The following is a 20908-nucleotide window of genomic DNA, read 5'->3' as shown; positions in this document are numbered from 1 at the left end:
GGCTACCCTAGGAACCTCTGCATGAATGACACCCCTCTCTGGCATAACCTAAGCGATAAGGATTGCTTCAGTACACTGGAAACTCAACGTCATGGACTGTCCCAGCCCAGTGCTCAACAACGGTTGCAACAAACAGGCCCCAATTGCCTGCCAACGCCCCCGAAACAAGGGCCGATAACACGCCTCTTGCGGCAATTTCACAACATCCTCATCTACATCATGCTGGCCTCGGCGGTGGTCACTGCTTTCCTAGGCCATTGGGTGGACTGTGGCGTTATTTTGGGCGCGGTACTGGTCAACGTCCTCATCGGTTTTATTCAAGAGGGTAAAGCCGAGGCCGCCTTAGAAAGCATCCGCAACATGCTCACCAGCCACGCCACGGTGCTGCGTGACGGTCAGCGCCAAGAAATTGATGCCCGCCACCTAGTACCCGGAGATGTGGTGTTACTCAGCTCCGGCGATAAGGTTCCGGCGGATCTGCGCCTGTTCCAAGTACACAACCTACGCATTGAGGAAGCCGCGCTCACGGGAGAATCCCTTGCGGTTGAAAAGTCCATTGAGCCCGTTGCGGATGAAGCGCCCTTGGGTGATCGCTATTGCATGGCGTACTCAGGAACCCTAGTGGTATACGGCCAAGCTCGGGGATTGGTGGTCGCCACGGGCTCTCAAACTGAACTGGGTAAGATCAACAGTCTATTAGCCAATGTACAGGTACTGTCCACCCCCTTATTACGCCAAATAGACCGCTTTGGCCGCTGGTTGGCGGTCATTATTCTGCTGTTGGTTGCGGCCACCTTTGCGTTAGGAACCTTCTGGCGTGGTAACGATGCCGCCGAAATGTTCATCATGTCTGTGGCCCTAACCGCCTCGGCCATCCCCGAGGGACTACCCGCCATCATCACCATTATGCTGGCCTTGGGTGTACAGCAAATGGCCAAACAGCGCGCCATTGTGCGACGCTTACCCGCCGTGGAAACCCTAGGCTCAGTTACGGTTATCTGCACCGATAAAACCGGAACCCTGACCCGTAATGAAATGACGGTACAACGGGTGATTGTCTCCGAATCCAGTTACGAAGTTACCGGAATTGGTTACTTACCTATGGGAAACTTCGTAACCCATCAGCAAACAGTGGTTCCCGATCAACAGCCCCCGCTGACTGATTTATGCCGCGCGGCGCTGATCTGTAATGATGGACGACTCTTTGAGCAGCACCAGCAATGGTGTGTGGAAGGCGACCCTACTGAGGGCGCACTCCTCACTCTAGCGCGCAAAGGTGGATTAAGCCCTGAAACAGAAGCTCAGTTATGGCCTCGGTTAGACTCCATTCCCTTTGAATCCGAACACCGCTTTATGGCCACCTTAAATGGCACTAAACAGGTACGACGCATCTTCCTCAAAGGCGCGCCAGAACGGATTTTGGAGCTGTGCAGCCATCAACGCACCCTCTGTGGTCAGCAAATTCTGGAGCCTGACTATTGGCGACGTATGGCTACCGACACGGCGGCCCGCGGTTTACGTTTACTGGCGATTGCCGAAAAATCAGTGACCTCAGATCAAGACAGTCTAGCTTTCTCTGACATTGAATCCGGGGATTTCACCCTATTGGGACTCGTGGGCATCATTGACCCGCCCCGCGAAGAAGCCATACAGGCGGTTAAGGAATGCCACACTGCCGGCATCCAAGTCAAAATGATTACCGGCGACCATGCCGAAACCGCCCGCGCTATTGGTGCTCAACTGGGCATTGGTCAGGGTAAACCCGTACTCACCGGTGCGGAAATTTCGGTCATGGACGATGCCAAACTGCGCCAAGTAGTCATGGAGGTGGATGTCTTTGCGCGGGCCAGCCCAGAACATAAGCTGCGCCTTGTAGAGGCCATGCAAGCCTGCCATCAAGTGGTAGCCATGACCGGCGATGGAGTCAACGATGCGCCTGCATTAAAGCGCGCCGATGTCGGTATTGCCATGGGCCACAAGGGTACAGAAGCCGCTAAGGAAGCCGCCGACATAGTGTTAGTGGATGACAATTTCAGCACCATCAGCAATGCCGTGCGCGAAGGCCGCGCCATTTACGACAATCTGAAAAAATCTATCCTCTTCATCCTGCCTACCAACGGCGGCCAAGCCATTATCGTGATTGCTGCTATTTTGTTCGAGCTGGCTTTGCCGTTAACGCCCGTACAGGTGCTGTGGGTCAACATGGTCACCGCCTGCACCCTCGCCTTAGCACTGGCCGCTGAACCCATTGAGCGCGGGATTATGCACCGCCCTCCACGCCCACCTTCAGAACCCATATTGACCGGATTCTTCATCTGGCGGGTGGTCATGGTTTCTTTACTGATGACCCTAGGCAGTTTGGGATTATTCCTGTGGGAACTCCATATAGGCACTTCCCTAGAAGTCGCTCGTACCATGGCGGTGAATGTGATTGTGGTGGGCGAAATGTTCTACCTATTCAGCAGTCGCTATCTGGTGGCCAGTGTGCTGAATTGGCAGGGGCTGTTAGGCAATCGCTGGGTGTTGATCTGTGTGGGTGCTTGTACGCTGTTACAAGTGCTTTACACCTACCACCCCACGCTCCAACAGCTTTTTGGATCTACCGCCCTCAGTGGTTGGGCTTGGCTACAAATCATTTTGGCAGGCTCTCTGACTTTGCTAGGCTCAGAGTTGGAGAAGTGGCAGCTACGTCGTAGGAAAGTGTCTGTGTAATCCAAGCAGCGTTTCTCCTAAGCATCGGGCAAAACAGCCTAATTAAGAAATTTTTGCCCGATGCTGATCAGATCTCTACTTGGATTTTGCGGCAATTTACTGATACTGACTCCAGTCAATGCCAAGAACCTAGGCTTTCTTCATGCTTCGCCCGCTTTCTTGGCACAGCACTTACAACCGTGGATGGAAGCCCGTACATGAACACTACAACAATAAGTACCACCTATAACTATAAGGTGGTTCGCCAATTCGCCCTGATGACGGTGATTTGGGGAATCATTGGCATGGGGCTTGGTGTACTCATCGCTGCGCAATTAGTTTGGCCCGCCCTCAACTTTGATCTTCCTTGGACTAGCTTCGGACGCTTACGGCCCTTACACACGAATGCGGTGATTTTTGCATTTGGAGGTTGTGCGCTGTTTGCCACTTCCTACTACACCGTCCAGCGCACCTGTCAAACCACTTTGTTTGCTCCACGCCTTGCCGCCTTCACATTTTGGGGTTGGCAACTGGTGATTGTACTGGCAGCTATTACCCTACCTTTAGGCTATACCTCGTCCAAAGAGTACGCGGAATTAGAGTGGCCCATAGATATTCTGCTCGCTGTGGTGTGGATCTCCTATGCCATTGTGTTTTTCGGCACCATCATGCAGCGCAAGGTCAAGCATATTTATGTGGGTAACTGGTTTTTCGGGGCTTTTATTCTGGTGACGGCGCTGCTGCATGTCGTCAATAACTTGGAAATTCCCGTCGGCTGGCTGAAGTCTTATTCCCTATATTCTGGAGCCACCGATGCCATGGTGCAGTGGTGGTACGGCCATAACGCGGTAGGATTTTTCCTGACCACAGGCTTTCTAGGCATGATGTACTACTTCGTGCCTAAGCAAGCCGAGCGCCCCGTGTACTCCTATCGCCTCTCCATCGTGCACTTCTGGGCGTTGATCTGCGTGTACATTTGGGCGGGCCCGCACCATCTGCACTACACTGCACTCCCTGATTGGGCTCAGTCATTAGGCATGGTGATGTCCTTAATTCTGCTGGCTCCCAGTTGGGGCGGCATGATCAACGGCATGATGACCCTGTCCGGTGCTTGGCATAAGCTGCGCAGCGACCCCATTTTGCGCTTTTTAGTGGTGTCCTTAGCCTTTTACGGCATGTCCACCTTTGAAGGGCCGATGATGGCGATTAAGAGCGTCAATGCCCTATCCCACTACACCGACTGGACAATTGGGCACGTACACGCCGGAGCACTCGGCTGGGTGGCCATGATTTCCATTGGCTCGTTATACCATCTGATTCCACGGGTATTTGGCCGTGAGCAGATGTACAGCGTCTCCCTAATTAGCGCCCACTTTTGGCTGGCCACCATTGGTATCGTGCTTTACATCACCTCTATGTGGGTCAACGGCATTATGCAAGGGCTGATGTGGCGCGCAGTCAATGATGACGGCACCCTGACCTATTCCTTTGTCGAGGCCCTAGAAGCCAGTCATCCCGGTTTTGTAGTACGCCTGCTTGGGGGAATCATCTACCTGTTGGGCATGTTGCTGATGGCCTATAACACCGCTCGCACGGTCATGGCTTCTAAACCCGCTCAGTACGATGCAGCCACGCAGATAGCCTGAGGATAATAACAATGAAGCAGCATGAAAAACTTGAGAAAAACGTCGGTCTGTTAGCGCTCTTTATGGTGCTGGCGATCAGCGTGGGTGGTTTGACGCAAATAGTCCCCTTGTTCTTCCAAGATGTGGTCAATGAACCCGTATCGGGGATGAAACCCTACACGGCCCTACAACTGGAAGGCCGTGATATTTACATCCGTGAAGGTTGCGTCGGCTGTCACTCCCAGATGATTCGCCCCTTCCGTGCTGAAACGGAGCGCTACGGCCATTACTCAGTGGCGGGAGAAAGCGTTTGGGATCATCCCTTCCTCTGGGGTTCCAAACGCACCGGCCCAGACTTAGCCCGCGTAGGTGGACGCTACTCTGACGATTGGCACCGTGCTCACCTGTACAACCCGCGTAATGTGGTACCTGAATCTAAAATGCCTGCTTATCCTTGGCTGGTAGAACACACCTTAGATGGCAAAGACACCGCACGCAAAATGACGGCCCTGCGGTTTTTAGGCGTTCCCTATACCGATGAGGACATTGCAGCCGCTCGCTCTGCCGTCAAAGGCAAGACTGAAATGGATGCACTGATTGCCTATCTACAGGTATTGGGCACTGCTATTACCACCAAGCGTTGAGCCCCCAAAGGAGTACAGCATGAGCACATTCTGGAGTGGGTTCATCAGCCTGCTAACCCTAGGCACCCTAGCCGCTTTATTTTGGCTGATTTTTGCCACCCGCAAGGGAGAGTCTGCCTCAAAAACCAACCAAACCCTTGGCCACGCTTTTGATGGTATTGAGGAATACGATAATCCTCTGCCCAAATGGTGGTTTAACCTGTTTTTGGTCTCACTGGTGTTTGGCATTGTTTACCTAATCCTGTACCCGGGATTGGGTAACTGGAAAGGCCTCTGGCCCGGATACGAAGGCGGCTGGACGCAGGTTAAGGAGTGGGAAAAAGAAATGGCCGAGGCTCAAAAAGAGTACGGGCCACTGTTTGCTAAATACGCCAACCTCCCCATTACTGAAGTCAGCCAAGACCCCACGGCGTTAAGCATGGGAGCTAGCTTATACGCCAGCTATTGCTCCATCTGCCACGGCTCGGATGCCAAGGGTGCCCACGGCTTTCCCAACTTAACCGATAACCTGTGGCGCTGGGGCGGCGACCCGGACACCATCAAAACCACCATTTTGCACGGACGTAAAGCCGCTATGCCGCCTTGGTTGGCCGCCTTGGGTGAGCCTGGTGTTAAAAACGTGGCTGCCTATGTGCGGCACAGTCTGGCGGGATTACCGCTGCCGGAAAACACCCAAGTGGATCTGGAAGCCGGTAAAACCATTTACAGCACCACCTGTGTGGTCTGTCACGGAGCCCAAGGCGAAGGCATGGCCTTACTAGGAGCCCCCAATCTGACCCAACCCAGTGGCTGGATTTATGGCTCTAGTTTAGCCCAGCTCCAACAAACCATTCGCTATGGCCGCAATGGACAGATGCCCGCCCAACAGCCTTACTTAGGAGAAGACAAAGTCCACCTGTTGGCTGCCTATGTGTACAGCCTGTCACACCAACCCACAGTGAAGGATCAGTAATCACTGGATAAGGGCAAATGGCTTTGGCTGTTTGCCCATCATCAAACCGATCAGGAGTAGATGCTGTGGATACTGGAACCCTGCGCGGACTGGGAACCCTATTGATCATGCTGGCCTTTGTCGCCTTAGTCATTTGGGCGTACAGTGGTAAGCGCAAAAAAAACTTTGACGAAGCCGCTCAACTGCCCTTTGCGGACGAGCCCAATCCCCACAAACGCGATCCAAACGACCCCAAAGCCTGAACCCAACCCGCACCCTGGATACCGGTCGGCACGCATCGATCGGACCTTAGCTTCCGCCGTGGTGACCTCCATGACTCAGAACGATGCTTCCAATAACAAAGAGCCTGAATCGGTTGACCTATACATCAGCCATAAAAAAATCTACCACCGGGCATTTACAGGACGCTTTCGCAACATCCGCTTATTAGCGGGCATTCTATTGTTTGCACTCTTTCTGATCACTCTTTGGATTCCTTGGGATGGGCATCAAGCGGTTTGGTGGAACCTTCCCGAACGCAAGTTCTACATCTTCGGGGCTACCTTTTGGCCACAGGATTTTATGCTGCTGTCATGGCTGCTGATTATTTGCGCCTTTGGCCTGTTCTTTATCACCGTTTTTGCAGGCCGCGTTTGGTGCGGCTATGCCTGCCCGCAAAGCGTGTTTACTTGGGTGTTTATGTGGGTCGAAAAGGTTACAGAAGGCGATCGTAACCAACGCATTCGCCTCGATAATGCCCCCATGACCCTGAATAAGCTGCGGCGACGCATCGCCAAGCACAGTCTATGGCTGCTGATCAGCTTTGTGTTAGCAGCTACCTTTGTGGGCTATTTCTATCCCATTCGCACCTTGCTCTCGGAGTTATTCAGCCTACAACTGAGCGGCTGGCCGTTATTTTGGACGGTATTCTTAACTGCTGGCATCTACGGCAGCGCGGGCTTTTTGCGCGAACAGGTGTGCATTTATATGTGCCCCTACGCCCGCTTTCAAAGTGTGATGTTCGATAAAGATACCCTGATCGTATCCTACAACCCAGAGCGCGGGGAGCCACGCGGAAGCCGTAAAAAAGGCTCCGACCCCAAAGCCCAAGGGCTAGGAGATTGCATCGACTGTACCCTTTGTGTGCAAGTCTGCCCTACGGGAATTGATATTCGAAATGGCCTGCAAATCGACTGTATTAGCTGTGCAGCCTGTGTGGATGCCTGCGATTCGGTGATGGATAAAATGAACTATCCCAAGGGACTGATCAGCTACACCACCGAACATCAACTCTCAGGGGCTAAGACAAACATCCTACGCCCACGTTTGGTGGGATATGCCTTGGTGTTAAGCCTGATGATCGGGCTGTTTAGCTACGCGGTCATCCATCGCCCGTTGGTCAAACTGGATGTTCTTAAAGACCGGGTGTTATTTCGCGAAAATAATCAAGGTCAGATCGAAAACGTCTACAGCTTACGCATCATGAACAAAGCCCAAAACGACCAAACCTTTATCGTTGAAGTGTCAGGGCTTGAGGGTTTGCACTATCAAGGACGTAATCCCATTCCCGCTAAAGCCGGTGAGGTGTTAACGGTTCCCGTTGAATTATCCCTAGATCCACAGCGCCTGCCTTCGAGTGCCAACACTATCCGGTTTCATATTCGCTCCCTTGAAGATGCTTCCATTCAAGACGAAACCGACAGCCGTTTTGTCGGCCCTGTGCTTCGCTAGGAGCCCATTTTTGCTAGGAGTAACCCTATGCCCTTTGACTCCAAGACGAGCTCACGTTGGTACACTCAATTTTGGGCTTGGTTTGTGATCGGAATTTTGGCGACCTCCGTGCTAACCGGTACCACCTTACTCACCTTAGCCCTGACTCACCCAGAGCATTTAGTGGTCACTAATTATTACGAGGTGGGCAAAGGAATTAACCGCTCTTTGGAGCGTGAACAGCTAGCCCAGCGTTTGGGCATCCGTGCTCAGTTAGTATTGGATGAGCAGCAAGGCCGAGCCCAACTTAGCCTCAGTGGTAACAGCCTGCCGGAACAACTGCGGCTCAACCTAATATCCCCCACCCAACCGGAGCGCGATCGCCGTTTGGTGCTACAACGCACCGAGCAAAACCAGTATCAAGGCTACCTGCCTGAATCAGCTACCGACTCCATACGAGGACGACGCTTTATCGAGCTTTTGGGCCAACAACAGGGGCAAGAGTGGCGCTTATATGCAGAGCATTACCTTAAATCCGGTCAAGCCTTGGAATTAACGCCCTGATGTCTGAACTTACCACCTGCTACCACTGTGGTTTACCCATCGGACAGGCTGTGCATTTTCAGGCTCAGGTCTTGGGTGAGTTGCGCTCGTTCTGCTGCTTAGGCTGTCAATTGGTAGCAGAAACCATCGTATCCAGCGGGTTAAACAGCTACTACCAACAGCGCAGTGATAAAGCCATCAACCCCAATACCCTGCCCAAGGTACTGGAGGACGAACTGGCCCTCTACGACCGTCCTGATGTACAGCAAGAGTTCGTAGCACGTCAAGAAAGCGCCCTCTCCGTCTGCCTATTGGTAGAAGGTATTACCTGTGCGGCCTGTGGTTGGCTAATTGAGCGCCATCTACGTTCATTAGTCGGAGTGTATGAAGCACGTTTAAATCTCTCCAACCATCGCCTCTATCTGCGTTGGGAGCCGCACCAGCACAGCCTCAGCAACCTAATCGCAGAATTAAGGCGCATTGGTTATGTGGCCTACCCTTACCAGCCCGACCAAGCCACCGAACGCATGGCCTACGAAAACCGCCGCGCCTTACGTCAAATCGGGGTAGCTGGTTTGCTGTGGATGCAAGTCATGATGGCCAGCATGGCCACTTGGCCTGAATTTAATCTGGACTTATCGGTAGGTATGGATCGCATTTTGCGCTGGACAGCGCTGATTTTAACCACCCCAATAGTCTTTTATTGCTGTGCGGATTTTTTTCGCGGGGCGGTACGCGACCTGCGTACAAGCCATCTGAGTATGGATGTTTCCGTCTCCTTAGCCATTGCCGGAGCCTATATAGCTGGGCTTTGGTCTAGCATCAGCGGACAGGGGGAACTGTATGTCGATACGGTGGGCATGTTTGCCCTGTTGTTACTGACAGGACGCTACTTAGAACGCCGTGCCCGTGAGCGTACTGCTGAAGCAACCACTCAGTTAGTCAAATTATTGCCGGCTTCCTGCCTGAAACTCGATGAACAGGGGCTAACGCAACGGGTTTTGCTGACGGAGGTACAGGTCGGCGATCGGATCTTAGTGCCGCCGGGAAATCTCATTCCTGTAGATGGGCGAATCATCCAAGGCCAGTCGTGCGTCGATGAATCCCTACTCACCGGCGAATACTTACCCCTAGCGCGTCAAGCGGGGGATTCCGTAACCGCTGGAACCCTTAACATCGAAAGCCCTCTCACTCTGAATGTGGAAGCTTTAGGCAATCACACCCGTCTATCGGCCATCGTACAACTGCTGGAGCGCGCCCAATCAGAAAAACCCAAACTGGCAGAAATAGCTGACCGAGTGGCTCAGTGGTTTCTGATCAGCATGCTGTGTATTGCGGCCATTGTGGGCTTGATTTGGTGGCAGCTAGACTCTTCCCGTGTGCTGTGGATCGTATTAGCGCTGCTGGTAGCCACCTGCCCCTGTGCGTTATCCCTTGCAACCCCTATGGCCCTAACCACCGCTACCGGCACACTGCATCGCCTCGGCTTGCTGATTACCCGAGGCCATGTACTGGAAGGGCTCAATCGTATTGATACGCTGGTACTGGACAAAACCGGAACCCTAACCGAAGGCCGTTTAACCCTAGAATCCATTCAACCTTTAGCGGGTTTAAATCAGGCTCAGTGTTTAGCCCTAGCCTCTGCCTTAGAACAGCATTCCGAGCACCCTATTGCCCGAGCCTTTGGACAAAGCCATGAAGCAGCCCACCAAGTACAGAGCTACCCCGGCTTTGGATTGCAGGGCATGGCAGGCAATCAGGTACTGCGTATCGGTCAACCCCAGTTTGCGGCCGCACTGTATGGAAGGAATCCACCCGAGCCCCCCACCCAACAGGGTCTATATTTGCTATTGGCTAACCCCCAAGGGCCACTCGCTTGGTTTTTGCTGGAAGACTCTTTGCGACCTGAGGCTTCCGAGCTAATACATCAGTGCAAGCAACAGGGTTGGACCCCCATACTGCTGTCAGGTGATCGTTCGCCTAGGGTTCAAGAGGTTGCCCAAAGCCTTGGAATTACACAGGCAGAAGGCAATCTACCGCCCAGTGCTAAATTAGCCTATGTGCAAAGGCTACAAGCCCAAGGGCATAGGGTTCTGATGCTGGGAGATGGCGTGAATGATGCTCCCGTTTTAGCAGCGGCCGACATCAGTGTAGCAATGGGCTCTGGAGCCGACTTAGCTAAAATCACGGCTGATATGGTACTGCTATCTAACCATCTGAGCCGCTTGCCTCAAGCTTTCAAGATTGCCCAAAAAACCCGACGTATCATTATCGAAAACATTCTCTGGGCCTGTGCCTACAATGCGGTAGTACTTCCTTTCGCAGCCTTGGGTTGGATTACGCCACTGTGGGCCGCGTTGGGGATGTCCCTAAGCTCCTTGCTGGTCGTACTCAATGCCTTGCGTTTATCACGCCTCCCTGATGTCCCTAGGAGTAGCCCATGACCGCACTCTACGTTTTGATTCCAGCCGCTGTACTCATCCTGATAGGCGTTATTTGGCTGTTTTTCTGGGCTATTGATAACGGTCAATATGAGGATTTAGACAGCCCAGCACACCAGATTGTATTCGACGGCGAAGAGGAAAAACGCCAACTCAATCCAAAACAAACCTCAGCCGCCCAAGAGCCCCATGATGCCTGAAGTTTCTCTGCTCATCTCAGCTTTATTGCTTGGTTTGTTAAGCAGTGGGCATTGTCTGGGTATGTGTGGAGGGCTTATGGCAGCACTCAGCACCCAATCAGCAGCCCATCCGAACCGCCTGTTGTTTTTACTCAGCTATAACCTAGGCCGTATCTGCAGCTATGCCGTAGCAGGTTTGCTCATGGGGAGTTTAGGTTGGGTAATCGCAAACAGCCCCGCTGCACTCTTGCTACGAACCTTAGCAGCCCTACTGCTTATAGGTATGGGCTTATATATGGCTGGATGGGGCGTTCCCCTCAAGTACCTAGAACAACTAGGCCATAAGTTATGGCGTTACTTACAACCCTTTGCTGCTCGTGTTTTACCCATTCGTAGCTTATCGCGAGCTTTTATAGCGGGAATGCTCTGGGGATGGCTACCCTGTGGCTTGGTGTACAGCAGCCTACTCTGGGCGGCCAGCCAAGGTGATAGCCGGTACAGTCTTTGGCTGATGCTGGCTTTTGGTTTAGGAACCTGCCCGGCGCTCTTGGTGACAGGATTTGCGGCAGAACGCCTAAAGTATTGGTTGCAGCAAAAAAAGCTTCGCTGGGCGGCGGGCCTGCTCATCATTATCTTTGGTTTGTGGAGCCTTCCTGAATGGCCCCATCAACATGGGCTGATGGGCCATGAGTAGCTGGCTAATCTCAGCTTAAAGCAACCAGCTCCGCTTGAGTCACAATACGCGGGTAGTAGGTCAGCTTTTTCAAATGAGCATCTGCTGAGTCTGTAGCACTCGCCAGCAAGCGCAGGGCATCAACAAAGTTAATCGGCTTATGAGTACCGTAAGTACCTGCATTATGGCTTAGGTAATAACCTTTAGCATCATAGGCCAGAGCGGTTCGACCTACACCTACGGAGGTCACTACTTGATCACCACTGGACAACAACACCTTTCCTAGAGGTACGTCATGCTCCAGAATAAAAGTTCCAGTCTCCGCATTAAACCAAGAACCTAAGAGTAATAGAGCCTCATCTGCCAGTCGGGTTACGGGTTCAGCCGTAGTCGTGGGAATGTAGCTTGTATCCATTGAGGAACCTTCTGAGCACTCCGGCCCCCATAGGATGAGTCCAGCCTCCTCATCCCCCACAAAGCGATCAGGACGAACCTTAGGCTCAGGTACAGAACTTACTACCCAATAAACAGAGGCTTTACCCTCCTCAAAGGCTTTCAATACCGAAGTACACTCCCAATAACCCTCTGATAAAGCCCGAATACTGGCACGATTATTCGCGCTTTGCAGCGTTACCACCCCATCAACCAGATCAAAACAAGCCGAATCTTGGGTACCAAAAAACTTGGCGTTGCTATTAAAGACTAAATAACGCAGTCCATCGGATTTTGCCCGTACTCGCACAACATATTCTTGCCCAGCAACTACTGGACCAATAGGTGCACCAATGTTATGCCCGGCCAAGACCGCCTTAGCGACTAAGCGAACAGCAGACTGTTGCCCGTCCAACCCTTGTTGGGCGTTGGGATATACATCCATCTGACTGGGTTGCCAAGAATCAAAAGCCGTCGAAAACCCATTACGGTTCACCCGTTGTGAGCCGATTAACAACCCCAAGGGGGCTTTAGTAACAGGATCATGATCCAAACGAGGGGTCTGCTCAGGCAGCCATTCAAAATAGCCTTGGGCGTTGTAGCGACCCGCCCCAGATGCGCGCGTTAAAGTCACCAGCTCAGCCAAAGCCTTAGTCTTTAGATCCGTTGAGCCAAAAGCTCCAGCACGATAGTTCTGTGCTGCAAAATCCAGTAGTAACGAAGCTGATGCGGGTTTGGCTTCTACACTTTTCTTAGAAAAAAGCCACGAAAAAAAGCCCATAGAGTTCCATCCAAATTCAAAGTGCTAAAAGGTTCAGGCCTATCAAGATAATGGAAATACAGTCAGTCAGACAGATCACATTAAAAATCCTGATAACGGTTCATATCCAATATTCCGACTGCTATGGGGTCTCGTTCGTTCACATAGGCCTTTAAATCATGGAAGTGATGCCAAAACTCCGGGTGAGTACGACGAATCCCCCAACGAGCTACCAGTTGTAGAAAAGCCGCCTCATCCTGTACTTGTTGCAAAGTATCCACAAACTGAACGGCCTCGGACGCAGGCAGGCTAAAAATGAAGTTAGGATAACTGCTCAACACCCCCGGATAAAGCGTCAGGGTATCCAAGTCTGGCTGATAACGGTACGACTCCCCTAGCATAAAAGCGACATTGGTATGCGCTCTATTGCGTAACAGGCTGTACACCTCGCGCTGACCATCAGGCAAAGTCACCCGTAATAAAGTGGCCTCTGGTAGATACTTAATCACGGGTAACAGACTGGCGGGTTTGTCTGATAGACGGGCTAGCCCTTGCTCAGCCTTAGCCAAGTCGGGAGGCAGGTCGGGGCGATGACAATTACCTTGCACACAACGGTTGATGGGATCAGGAGCCGCATTAATCGCTGATAAGCGCTCTAACAAAAGCAAGGCAAACTCCTGACGCGCATCAGCCTTTGATAAAGCGAGTCCTGTTGGAGTCGTTACATCCAATGCTGGATAATCCAACCATACCCGTAACTGGCCACTGCCCTGATACCAATCATCCAGTAAGCTTTGTCGCTGCTCCTTCGGCATCAGGCGGAGGAAATTTTTCTCAGCCCCATTGCGCAGTAGATCGAAGTGCAAACGAGTCTGTGCTTGATGGGCTACGCTACCAAATACGTCGAAGTTCACTACCAATAGATAGTAAATACGCTCAAATAGCGGAAAATCTATTAACCAAAGTGTCTGCGGCACACCACCAACTAACCCTTTATGCACTGAAGCGCTGTCGTGGTGGCGAAAAATACTCAACAACGCATTGTCATTAGCCTGCCATAGATGCGACCAATCCGGTGCTGGGGCTTTGGCATAACGCTCCCTACGCAACTGTGCATAGCTGTTGCGTTTACTGCGAAAGGACTGCCACAGCAAAGGTAGTTCGGCCAAAGAACCCGTCAGCCCCGGCAGTTGCAATAAAGGCATTGTCTGACTACGAAACAGAGCATCGGTGACAAACAGATCCTGTTGTGGATCTTGAAACATCACCCAAAAATTATCTCGGATCACATCCGTCGCGATCTGCCCACGACACACAGGGCCGAGGATAAAGGTGCGCACAAAGTATTCGGCATCGTCCAACATAAACTGATAACGCGCACGGGCGGGAATTGCTGCGAAAATTAGGAAGGGATTGGCCTGCTCATAGGTTCCATAATTCGGAGTCCAATGGGTTGACCAATCTTCGCCCAAAAATAACGCTTGGATGCGCTCCAGTTTTTGGGGGCTCAAGGCATAGGTAATATGTGTTTTATGGACAATAACGCCCTGTATCGGCCGCAAACGATAGTAAAACTCAGCGCCCGGATCGTCATTAGGTCGGCGGGTAGCAATGGGTTCTATGGGCTGGCCAGAAGGCGTTTTAGAACGTACCAGCTCAAAAAAATGTCCTGATTCACTGCCCTCAAAATACAGATGAGCTAAAAACAGATGCTCGTATAACCAACGGCTAACCAGTATCTTTCGAACCTCATCGCGGGCATTAAAAAACTGTTCCCAATCATTAATATATCGTTGCTCAAGGGCGGTGGATTGTGGGGGTTGTTCATCCATAGGCGCGCCCTGCTTCAACCAGTTTTGTAGGGTAGCGTACTCGTCCTGAGTCAAACCCGTAACAGCAAATGGCATACCCAAGACGGGATTTTTACGAGCAAACTCATTAAATTCAGCCGGTAAAGGACACACATTTTGGCGGTTAATACCAATATCCAAGGTCTTAGGTAAAGGGGCATTGGCTGGCCACTGTTGGCTGTGACCTAACTCCAACATACGTTGTAAAAGTGCAGCCGATGAGCCGTTATTGGCAGCCTTTAAAACCGAATAAAAGCCTTTCTCCCGCCAGCCAAACTCATCAGAAGCATCAACAAATAGGCGCGTGGTGGCTTGGTCTTGTGTACGCACCCCGTCATAAACAGGCAGCTTAGTAGCCCCTCGCAATAGCCCAGATCCACTGCCTAGACTAAGCTGACAAGGGGCATCGTAGCAGGCATGGCAAGCAACGCACTTAGCAGCAAAAATCGGCTGAATATCGCGCTGAAAGGATAGGGATTGCGCCTCAAGGCTAAGACTCCCTCCACAGAAGATGAGGATCCATAACAACAGAAGAGATGTCTTCGTTTTCATTTGGCAAAACGATCCTATCCCGCAGGCTCCAAAAATGGCCCAAATGTTAGCCTTCTGCTTGTTACCGAACAACAGTACCTTTGATAAATAAGCACTTTCCATCAAGTATTCTTCTAAATAAAGACTGATATTAAATAAATATCAAGCTTGCTTTTTGCTGCAATCACTACGGAATCAAACAGCAACTCTGGTAATACCAGACGAGATATTAAACTAATTAAATTTTTGAAACTCGGAGAGGTTATATGTATAAAAACTAATACATCTCAGCCATCTCAACTAAAGGAGCACCTAATGGCCGTAATTAATGGAACCTCATCCAGTGACCTACTTCGCGGAACAAATTCTGACGATCAAATTAACGGGAACGCTGGAAATGACACTCTGGAGGGTCTTACGGGCAATGATATTCTAAACGGCGGCACTGGAAATGATGTCTATGTTTTTAGCAGAGGCGATGGCCAAGATACAATAACCGACTCTTGGGATAGCACAGCATATACCGGAAATTCCTCGGGTAAACTCAACACCTTACAGTTCAAAGGCAATATCAGCCCCTCTGACATTAGTGCTTATCGCAGTACCAATGACCTGATTATTCAGGTTAGTGCTACGGATCGCGTCACCGTGGAGGATTTTTTCTACAATAACAATCCAAACAACAGTTACAACAACCTACAACAAATTACCTTCCAAGATGGAACGGTTTGGGATTTAGCGGATATACGCGCCAAAGCCTTTATTGGAACTGACGCGGATGAGAGCTTTCAGGGAACCCTATACTCAGACGTGCTGGATGGACGGGGCGGCAACGATATTCTCAACGGCAGCACCGGCAACGATATTTATCTGTTTGGTAAGGGCGATGGCCACGACACTATAACGGACTTCTACGACTCCACCGCTTACAACGGCAACTCATCCGGTAAACTCAATACCCTGCAATTTAAGGCTAATGTCAGTGTTTCGGATGTAACGGCCCAGCGTGATAACAATAACTTGATCATCAAAGTCGGTAGTGCTGACAGTATTACCGTGGAGGACTTTTTCTACAATAACAACCCAAACAACAATTACAACAATTTACAAAAAATCACCTTCCAAGATGGAACTATTTGGGATTTAGCAGATATACGCGCCAAAGCCTTTATTGGAACTCAGGCTGACGAAAGTTTCCGTGGCACCTCATACGCTGATGTATTAGATGGTCGAGGTGGAAACGATACCCTTAACGGTGATGCCGGTAACGATACTTATTTATTCGGCAAAGGCGATGGCCATGACACCATAACGGATTTCTACGACTCCACTGCTTACAACGGCAACTCATCCGGTAAACTCAATACCCTGCAATTTAAGGCCAATGTCAGTGTCTCAGATGTAACAGCTTCCCGTGATAATAATAATCTGATTATCAAAGTGGGGAGTTCTGACAGCGTTACTGTGGAGGATTTTTTCTACAATAATAACCCTGTCAATAACTACAACAACTTACAGCAAATCATTTTTCAGGACGGCACCCTATGGGATTTAGCCGAGATTCGAGCCAAAGCCTTTATTGGGACTGAGGCCGATGAACGCTTCCAAGGAACCTCATACGGTGATGTCTTGGATGGTCGAGGTGGAAACGACATTCTCAACGGCAGTACCGGCAACGATACCTATCTGTTCGGTAGAGGGGATGGCCACGACACCATAACGGATTTTTACGACTCTACGACCTATAACGGTAATTCGTCCGGAAAATTCAACGTTCTGCAGTTTAAATCGGGCATTTCGGAGTCTGATATTGCGACCTATAAAAGTGGTAATAATCTGATCATTGAGATCATAGATACCTCGGAAACCGTTACCGTAGAGCGCTTTTTTTACGAGAATGATCCCAAAAACAACTACAACAACCTTCAACAAATTAAGTTTCCCAACGGTACCACTTGGAGTTTGGAAACCATTGCCCAAAAAGCCGCAGATTCCCGCTTCGGAGGTAATGGAAACAACAATTTGGAAGGCGGCAGCGGCAATGACTTCCTCAATGGCGGTGCTGGCAATGACACCCTAGCAGGTGGTGCAGGGAATGATTATTTGCAAGGTGGCGCGGACAGCGACCGACTGATCGGTGGTCAGGGGAACGATACCCTGAACGGTGGCCCCGGAGCAGATCGACTGGAAGGTGGCTCCGGTAACGATACCTATATAGTGGACAACATTGGGGACGTTATCGTCGAGTTAAGCTCAGCGGCAGGCGGTATCGATAACGTGCTGTCCAGTGTCCATTATACCCTGAGTAACTACGTCGAAAACCTAACTCTGACTGGCAACGGCGCACTCAGAGGGATGGGTAATGCCCAAAACAACTTGATTGTGGGCAACAGTGGTAACAACTACCTGCGCGGTGAAGGCGGCAATGATGTCCTACGGGGTGGACAGGGTAATGACACTTTGGACGGCGGTACCGGGGCTGATCGCTTAGAGGGCGGCACCGGCAACGACACCTACATCGTAGACAATGTCGGTGACGTGGTGGCTGAGCTGGCTTCTACCGCTGGAGGCATTGATACGGTACAAGCTAGCATCAGCTATACCTTGGGCAATTATGTCGAAAACCTGACGCTAACCGGAACTGCAGCCATCAACGGTACTGGCAATGCCCTAAATAACCTGATTATCGGCAACAGCGGTAATAACTATTTACGCGGTGAAGGCGGCAACGACACCCTGCGCGGTGGTCAAGGTAACGATACGCTAGAAGGCGGTACCGGTACTGATCGTCTCGAAGGGGGCTCTGGCAACGATACCTATATTATTGGTAACGCAGCCACCAACCTAATTATCGAAGTCGCTAATCAGGGGATTGATACCGTTCAATCCAGCGTCGACTACAGCCTAGGCAATCATCTGGAAAATCTGACCCTAACCGGTACTCGCGCTATCAACGGTACGGGCAATAATCTGGATAACCTGTTGGTGGGTAACAGTGCGGCAAACTTACTCAAGGGTAGAGCTGGAGCCGATATCCTACGCGGGGGCCAAGGCAACGATACCTTGGATGGTGGCACCGGAGCGGATCGTCTGGAAGGAGGCTCTGGTAACGACACCTACATCGTAGACAACGTTGGGGATGTGGTCACTGAGCTTTCTTCTGCTGCTGGGGGGATTGATACGGTACAGGCCAGCATCAACTATGCGCTGGGTAACTATGTTGAAAACCTAACCTTGACCGGTAATGCCTCCATCAACGGTACCGGCAACGCCCTAAACAACCTCATTGTAGGCAACAGTGGCAACAACTACCTGCGTGGTGAAGGCGGGAACGACACCCTACGCGGTGGTCAGGGCAACGATACCCTAGAAGGTGGCACCGGCAATGATCGTCTGGAGGGGGGGTCTGGGAACGATACCTATATTGTGGGTAATGCCGCTACCAACCTGATCGTTGAGGCGGCTAATCAGGGCATTGATCGCGTTATCTCCAGCGTCAGCTATACCCTAGGCGATAACCTAGAAAACCTAACCCTGACGGGCAGTGCCATCACCGGTATTGGTAACGGCCTGAATAACGTGTTACTGGGTAATGCTTTGGGCAACAACCTGAACGGTGGCGCAGGTAATGACACCCTATACGGTGGTACGGGCCAAGATAACTTGCTCGGTGGGAGTGGCAATGATGTGCTGGTCGGTGGCACCGGGGCGGATCAACTCACTGGCGGCGCGGGTGACGACCGTTTTGTCTTTCAGTCTCTCTCCGACCTTGGCCTGACTAAGGAACAAAGCGATCTGATCACGGACTTTGCTCGTGGTGATCTCATCGACCTTTCAGCATTAGATGCCAACAGTGCTACAGCGGCCAACGACTCCTTTTCGTTTATCGGTACCGCTGCCTTCAGCAGTAACGCCACCGGCCAGTTACGCTACGAGGTGGATGCCGCCAACAACGCTCGCTATCTGTATGGCAGTACCGATGCAGATTCAGACGCAGAATTTGTGATCACACTAACCGGCACAGGTGCCGTCAGTGCAGATGATTTTATAGTTTGATGACATCAGAGAATAAGGTCTAACGACCTTATTCTTTCCCTTCCAGCCAGCCGGCTGAAGTTACCCAATCTCAAGGAGCTGCTGATGCCACGGGCCAACTACGTTACGAAGTGGATATCGCCAACAATGCCCGCTATCTGTACGGCAGTACTGACGCAGACTCAGACGCTGAATTTATGCTGACACTGACTGGCACCAGCGTTCTGGAGGCAGAAGACTTTATCGTCTGATACTGAGTGCTTTAGGCTGATATCCCATCCTCTGCGATAACTTCAGGGGATGGGATCAGGAGACAGAGCAGTCACCCACTCCAAACCAAGCGCGGAATGACTTACAGCAGCGGAATGGTGTAGTTCACCAAGAGGCGGGTTTCATCGCGGTCGGTCGTATCATTACTGCGGAACATTGCATGACGAGCGGTCAGGCCCAAGCCTTTCAGATAACCACTTTGAATCACGTAATCCACCCGATAGTCGGTTTCCCACTCTTTGTTATTGCCATCTGCTGCGTCAATTTCACGACCTTTAGCGTGCGCAACGCTGGCTTTCAAACCAGGAACCCCCAAGGATGCAAAGTCATAGCCGTACTTAGCTACCCAAGTCTGCTGACCGGCGTTGGTAAACTTCTGGGATTGCATGTCGGTAATGATAAACGGCGAACTTCCTTGGCCTTTCAGCAAGTACACGAAATCGCTGTCACCGGTAATTTTCTGGAAGCCCAAGCTGGCTGAGTGTCCACCCAGAGCATAGGTAAACATGGCACTCCACAGGCTGCTATCAACCTCGTACTGATCGGGATCGCCCGCAGACCAATAACCGGCACTGCGCCATCCCTCGGCACGACCCGATTTACTGGAGTTTTCGCCATCGGAATCGTTATTAAAATAGCGCAGATCCGTGGTCAAAGAGCCTACTGGCAGGCTCATCTTATGCACCAAGCCCACAAAGTGCTGGTCGTAAAAATCTTTTAACTGACCAAAATAGTAACGCACGGTGAGGTCTTTCATCGGCTTGTAGTCAAAGCCGGCGTAGTAGAACTCGTTGCTGTAGCGATCTTTCAGGCTGGCCGAGTTGTTGTAGCCACCACCAATGGAGAGCGGCTCGCTATTACTGGAGTTCCGCTCGTAAGAGCGCTCCAGCTTACCGGCGACCATAGTCAGATCTTTAATTTCTTTAGAAGTGACCTGCCCCCCCAAGAAAGTTTGGGGTAACAGACGGCCATCGTTGGAGTTGACTACCGGCAACTTAGGCGTCAAACCACCGTATTGGAAGATGGTTTCAGAAATACGCATCTTAACGGTGGGAATCAAACGCCCAAAGCCATTTTCAGCGGAACCATCATGATCTAAGGGGAACATGGTACCCGGAGTACGGGTGATACCTGCTTTACCCGCACGACCACCGCTGTCTAAACGTAAACCGTAGAGCATCTCAGCGTCCAGACCAAAGCCAACCAAGCCTTGGGTGAAACCGGATTGATAACGCAGGAAGAAGCCTTGGCCCCACTCCTCCGCACGTGCACCACCACCATGACGTTGGTCTTGGTTGATGTAGAAGTTTTTCAATGTTAAATCGGCTTTGCTGTCCTCAAAAAAACCAGCAGCACCTACTTGTTGCGTCAGTAATGCTAAACCCAGACCACCCAGTACAGTCTTTTTCGATTTAACCGTCCGAACCATCCAACGCGGCATTGTGCCCGTGGCCTGCTGATTCAGCATGAGATATCCCCCATCTATTGTATTAAAAGTCTGGGGGCATTCTGGAAAAGCTTTATGACATAAACATTTCAGTCTGGAAAAAATCTAAAGAAACTTGTTTAGGACAAGGGATTTAAGCAGTTTTA

Annotated in this window: 14 protein-coding genes; 11 read left to right on the top strand and 3 right to left on the bottom strand. The window is 51.1% G+C overall.

Translation table 11 applies throughout. From position 1 onward, the window contains the following. Nucleotides 1-21 precede the first annotated feature (21 nt). The 10 genes from LX59_RS04435 (at nucleotide 22) to LX59_RS04390 (ending at nucleotide 11458) form a co-directional block, all read left to right on the top strand. Nucleotides 22-2712, top strand: coding sequence for a cation-transporting P-type ATPase (locus LX59_RS04435; RefSeq protein ID WP_144570623.1), 2691 nt, complete (start codon nucleotides 22-24; stop codon nucleotides 2710-2712). A gap of 197 nt (nucleotides 2713-2909) precedes the next feature. Further along, entirely contained in the window at nucleotides 2910-4337 is a 1428-nt protein-coding gene (ccoN, locus tag LX59_RS04430; RefSeq protein WP_144570622.1) for a cytochrome-c oxidase, cbb3-type subunit I, read from the top strand. 11 nt (nucleotides 4338-4348) lie between these two features. Continuing rightward, entirely contained in the window at nucleotides 4349-4960 is a 612-nt protein-coding gene (ccoO, locus tag LX59_RS04425; protein ID WP_144570621.1) for a cytochrome-c oxidase, cbb3-type subunit II, read from the top strand. A 19-nt stretch (nucleotides 4961-4979) separates the two neighbouring features. Further along, nucleotides 4980-5912 carry a cytochrome-c oxidase, cbb3-type subunit III gene (gene ccoP, locus LX59_RS04420; protein WP_144570620.1) on the top strand — a complete coding sequence of 311 codons (933 nt, stop codon included), beginning with the start codon at nucleotides 4980-4982 and terminating at the stop codon, nucleotides 5910-5912. 65 nt (nucleotides 5913-5977) lie between these two features. Then, on the top strand, nucleotides 5978-6154 hold the full coding sequence (locus LX59_RS04415; protein WP_144570619.1) for a cbb3-type cytochrome oxidase subunit 3: 177 nt from the start codon (nucleotides 5978-5980) through the stop codon (nucleotides 6152-6154). 70 nt (nucleotides 6155-6224) lie between these two features. Next, nucleotides 6225-7622: a cytochrome c oxidase accessory protein CcoG gene (gene ccoG, locus LX59_RS04410; protein WP_144570618.1), complete on the top strand. Its 1398-nt coding sequence runs from the start codon at nucleotides 6225-6227 to the stop codon at nucleotides 7620-7622. A 27-nt stretch (nucleotides 7623-7649) separates the two neighbouring features. Then, nucleotides 7650-8165 (top strand): FixH family protein, encoded by a 516-nt coding sequence (locus tag LX59_RS04405; RefSeq protein ID WP_144570617.1) that lies wholly within the window; start codon nucleotides 7650-7652, stop codon nucleotides 8163-8165. Continuing rightward, nucleotides 8165-10588 (top strand): heavy metal translocating P-type ATPase, encoded by a 2424-nt coding sequence (locus LX59_RS04400; RefSeq protein ID WP_144570616.1) that lies wholly within the window; start codon nucleotides 8165-8167, stop codon nucleotides 10586-10588. The genes LX59_RS04405 and LX59_RS04400 overlap by 1 nt, the downstream gene beginning before the upstream one ends. Further along, entirely contained in the window at nucleotides 10585-10785 is a 201-nt protein-coding gene (gene ccoS, locus LX59_RS04395) for a cbb3-type cytochrome oxidase assembly protein CcoS (protein WP_144570615.1), read from the top strand. The genes LX59_RS04400 and ccoS overlap by 4 nt, the downstream gene beginning before the upstream one ends. Further along, nucleotides 10775-11458 carry a sulfite exporter TauE/SafE family protein gene (locus LX59_RS04390; RefSeq protein WP_144570614.1) on the top strand — a complete coding sequence of 228 codons (684 nt, stop codon included), beginning with the start codon at nucleotides 10775-10777 and terminating at the stop codon, nucleotides 11456-11458. Before ccoS ends, LX59_RS04390 begins: the two co-directional genes overlap by 11 nt. Before the next feature lie 10 nt (nucleotides 11459-11468). Here the strand turns inward: LX59_RS04390 and LX59_RS04385 are convergent, their stop codons facing one another. Then, complete coding sequence (locus LX59_RS04385) at nucleotides 11469-12650, bottom strand: phage head spike fiber domain-containing protein (RefSeq protein ID WP_144570613.1); 1182 nt, start codon at nucleotides 12648-12650, stop codon at nucleotides 11469-11471. Between the two features lie 80 nt (nucleotides 12651-12730). After that, nucleotides 12731-15031 (bottom strand): fatty acid cis/trans isomerase, encoded by a 2301-nt coding sequence (locus LX59_RS04380; protein WP_144570612.1) that lies wholly within the window; start codon nucleotides 15029-15031, stop codon nucleotides 12731-12733. A gap of 294 nt (nucleotides 15032-15325) precedes the next feature. Between LX59_RS04380 and LX59_RS16045 the strand changes: the two genes are divergently transcribed. Then, a complete protein-coding gene (locus tag LX59_RS16045) occupies nucleotides 15326-19066 on the top strand; it encodes a beta strand repeat-containing protein (protein ID WP_170234330.1) in 3741 nt (1246 codons plus the stop codon). A 331-nt stretch (nucleotides 19067-19397) separates the two neighbouring features. Here the strand turns inward: LX59_RS16045 and LX59_RS04335 are convergent, their stop codons facing one another. Next, a complete protein-coding gene (locus LX59_RS04335) occupies nucleotides 19398-20744 on the bottom strand; it encodes an OprD family porin (protein ID WP_144570686.1) in 1347 nt (448 codons plus the stop codon). Nucleotides 20745-20908 lie beyond the last annotated feature (164 nt).

Origin of the sequence: Azomonas agilis (genome assembly GCF_007830255.1) — a bacterium.
In the GTDB taxonomy this organism is placed as follows: Bacteria; Pseudomonadota; Gammaproteobacteria; order Pseudomonadales; family Pseudomonadaceae; genus Azomonas; species Azomonas agilis.
The sequence above is the reverse complement of the archived record's forward strand: the minus strand, read 5'-3'. Positions and strand labels throughout refer to the sequence as shown.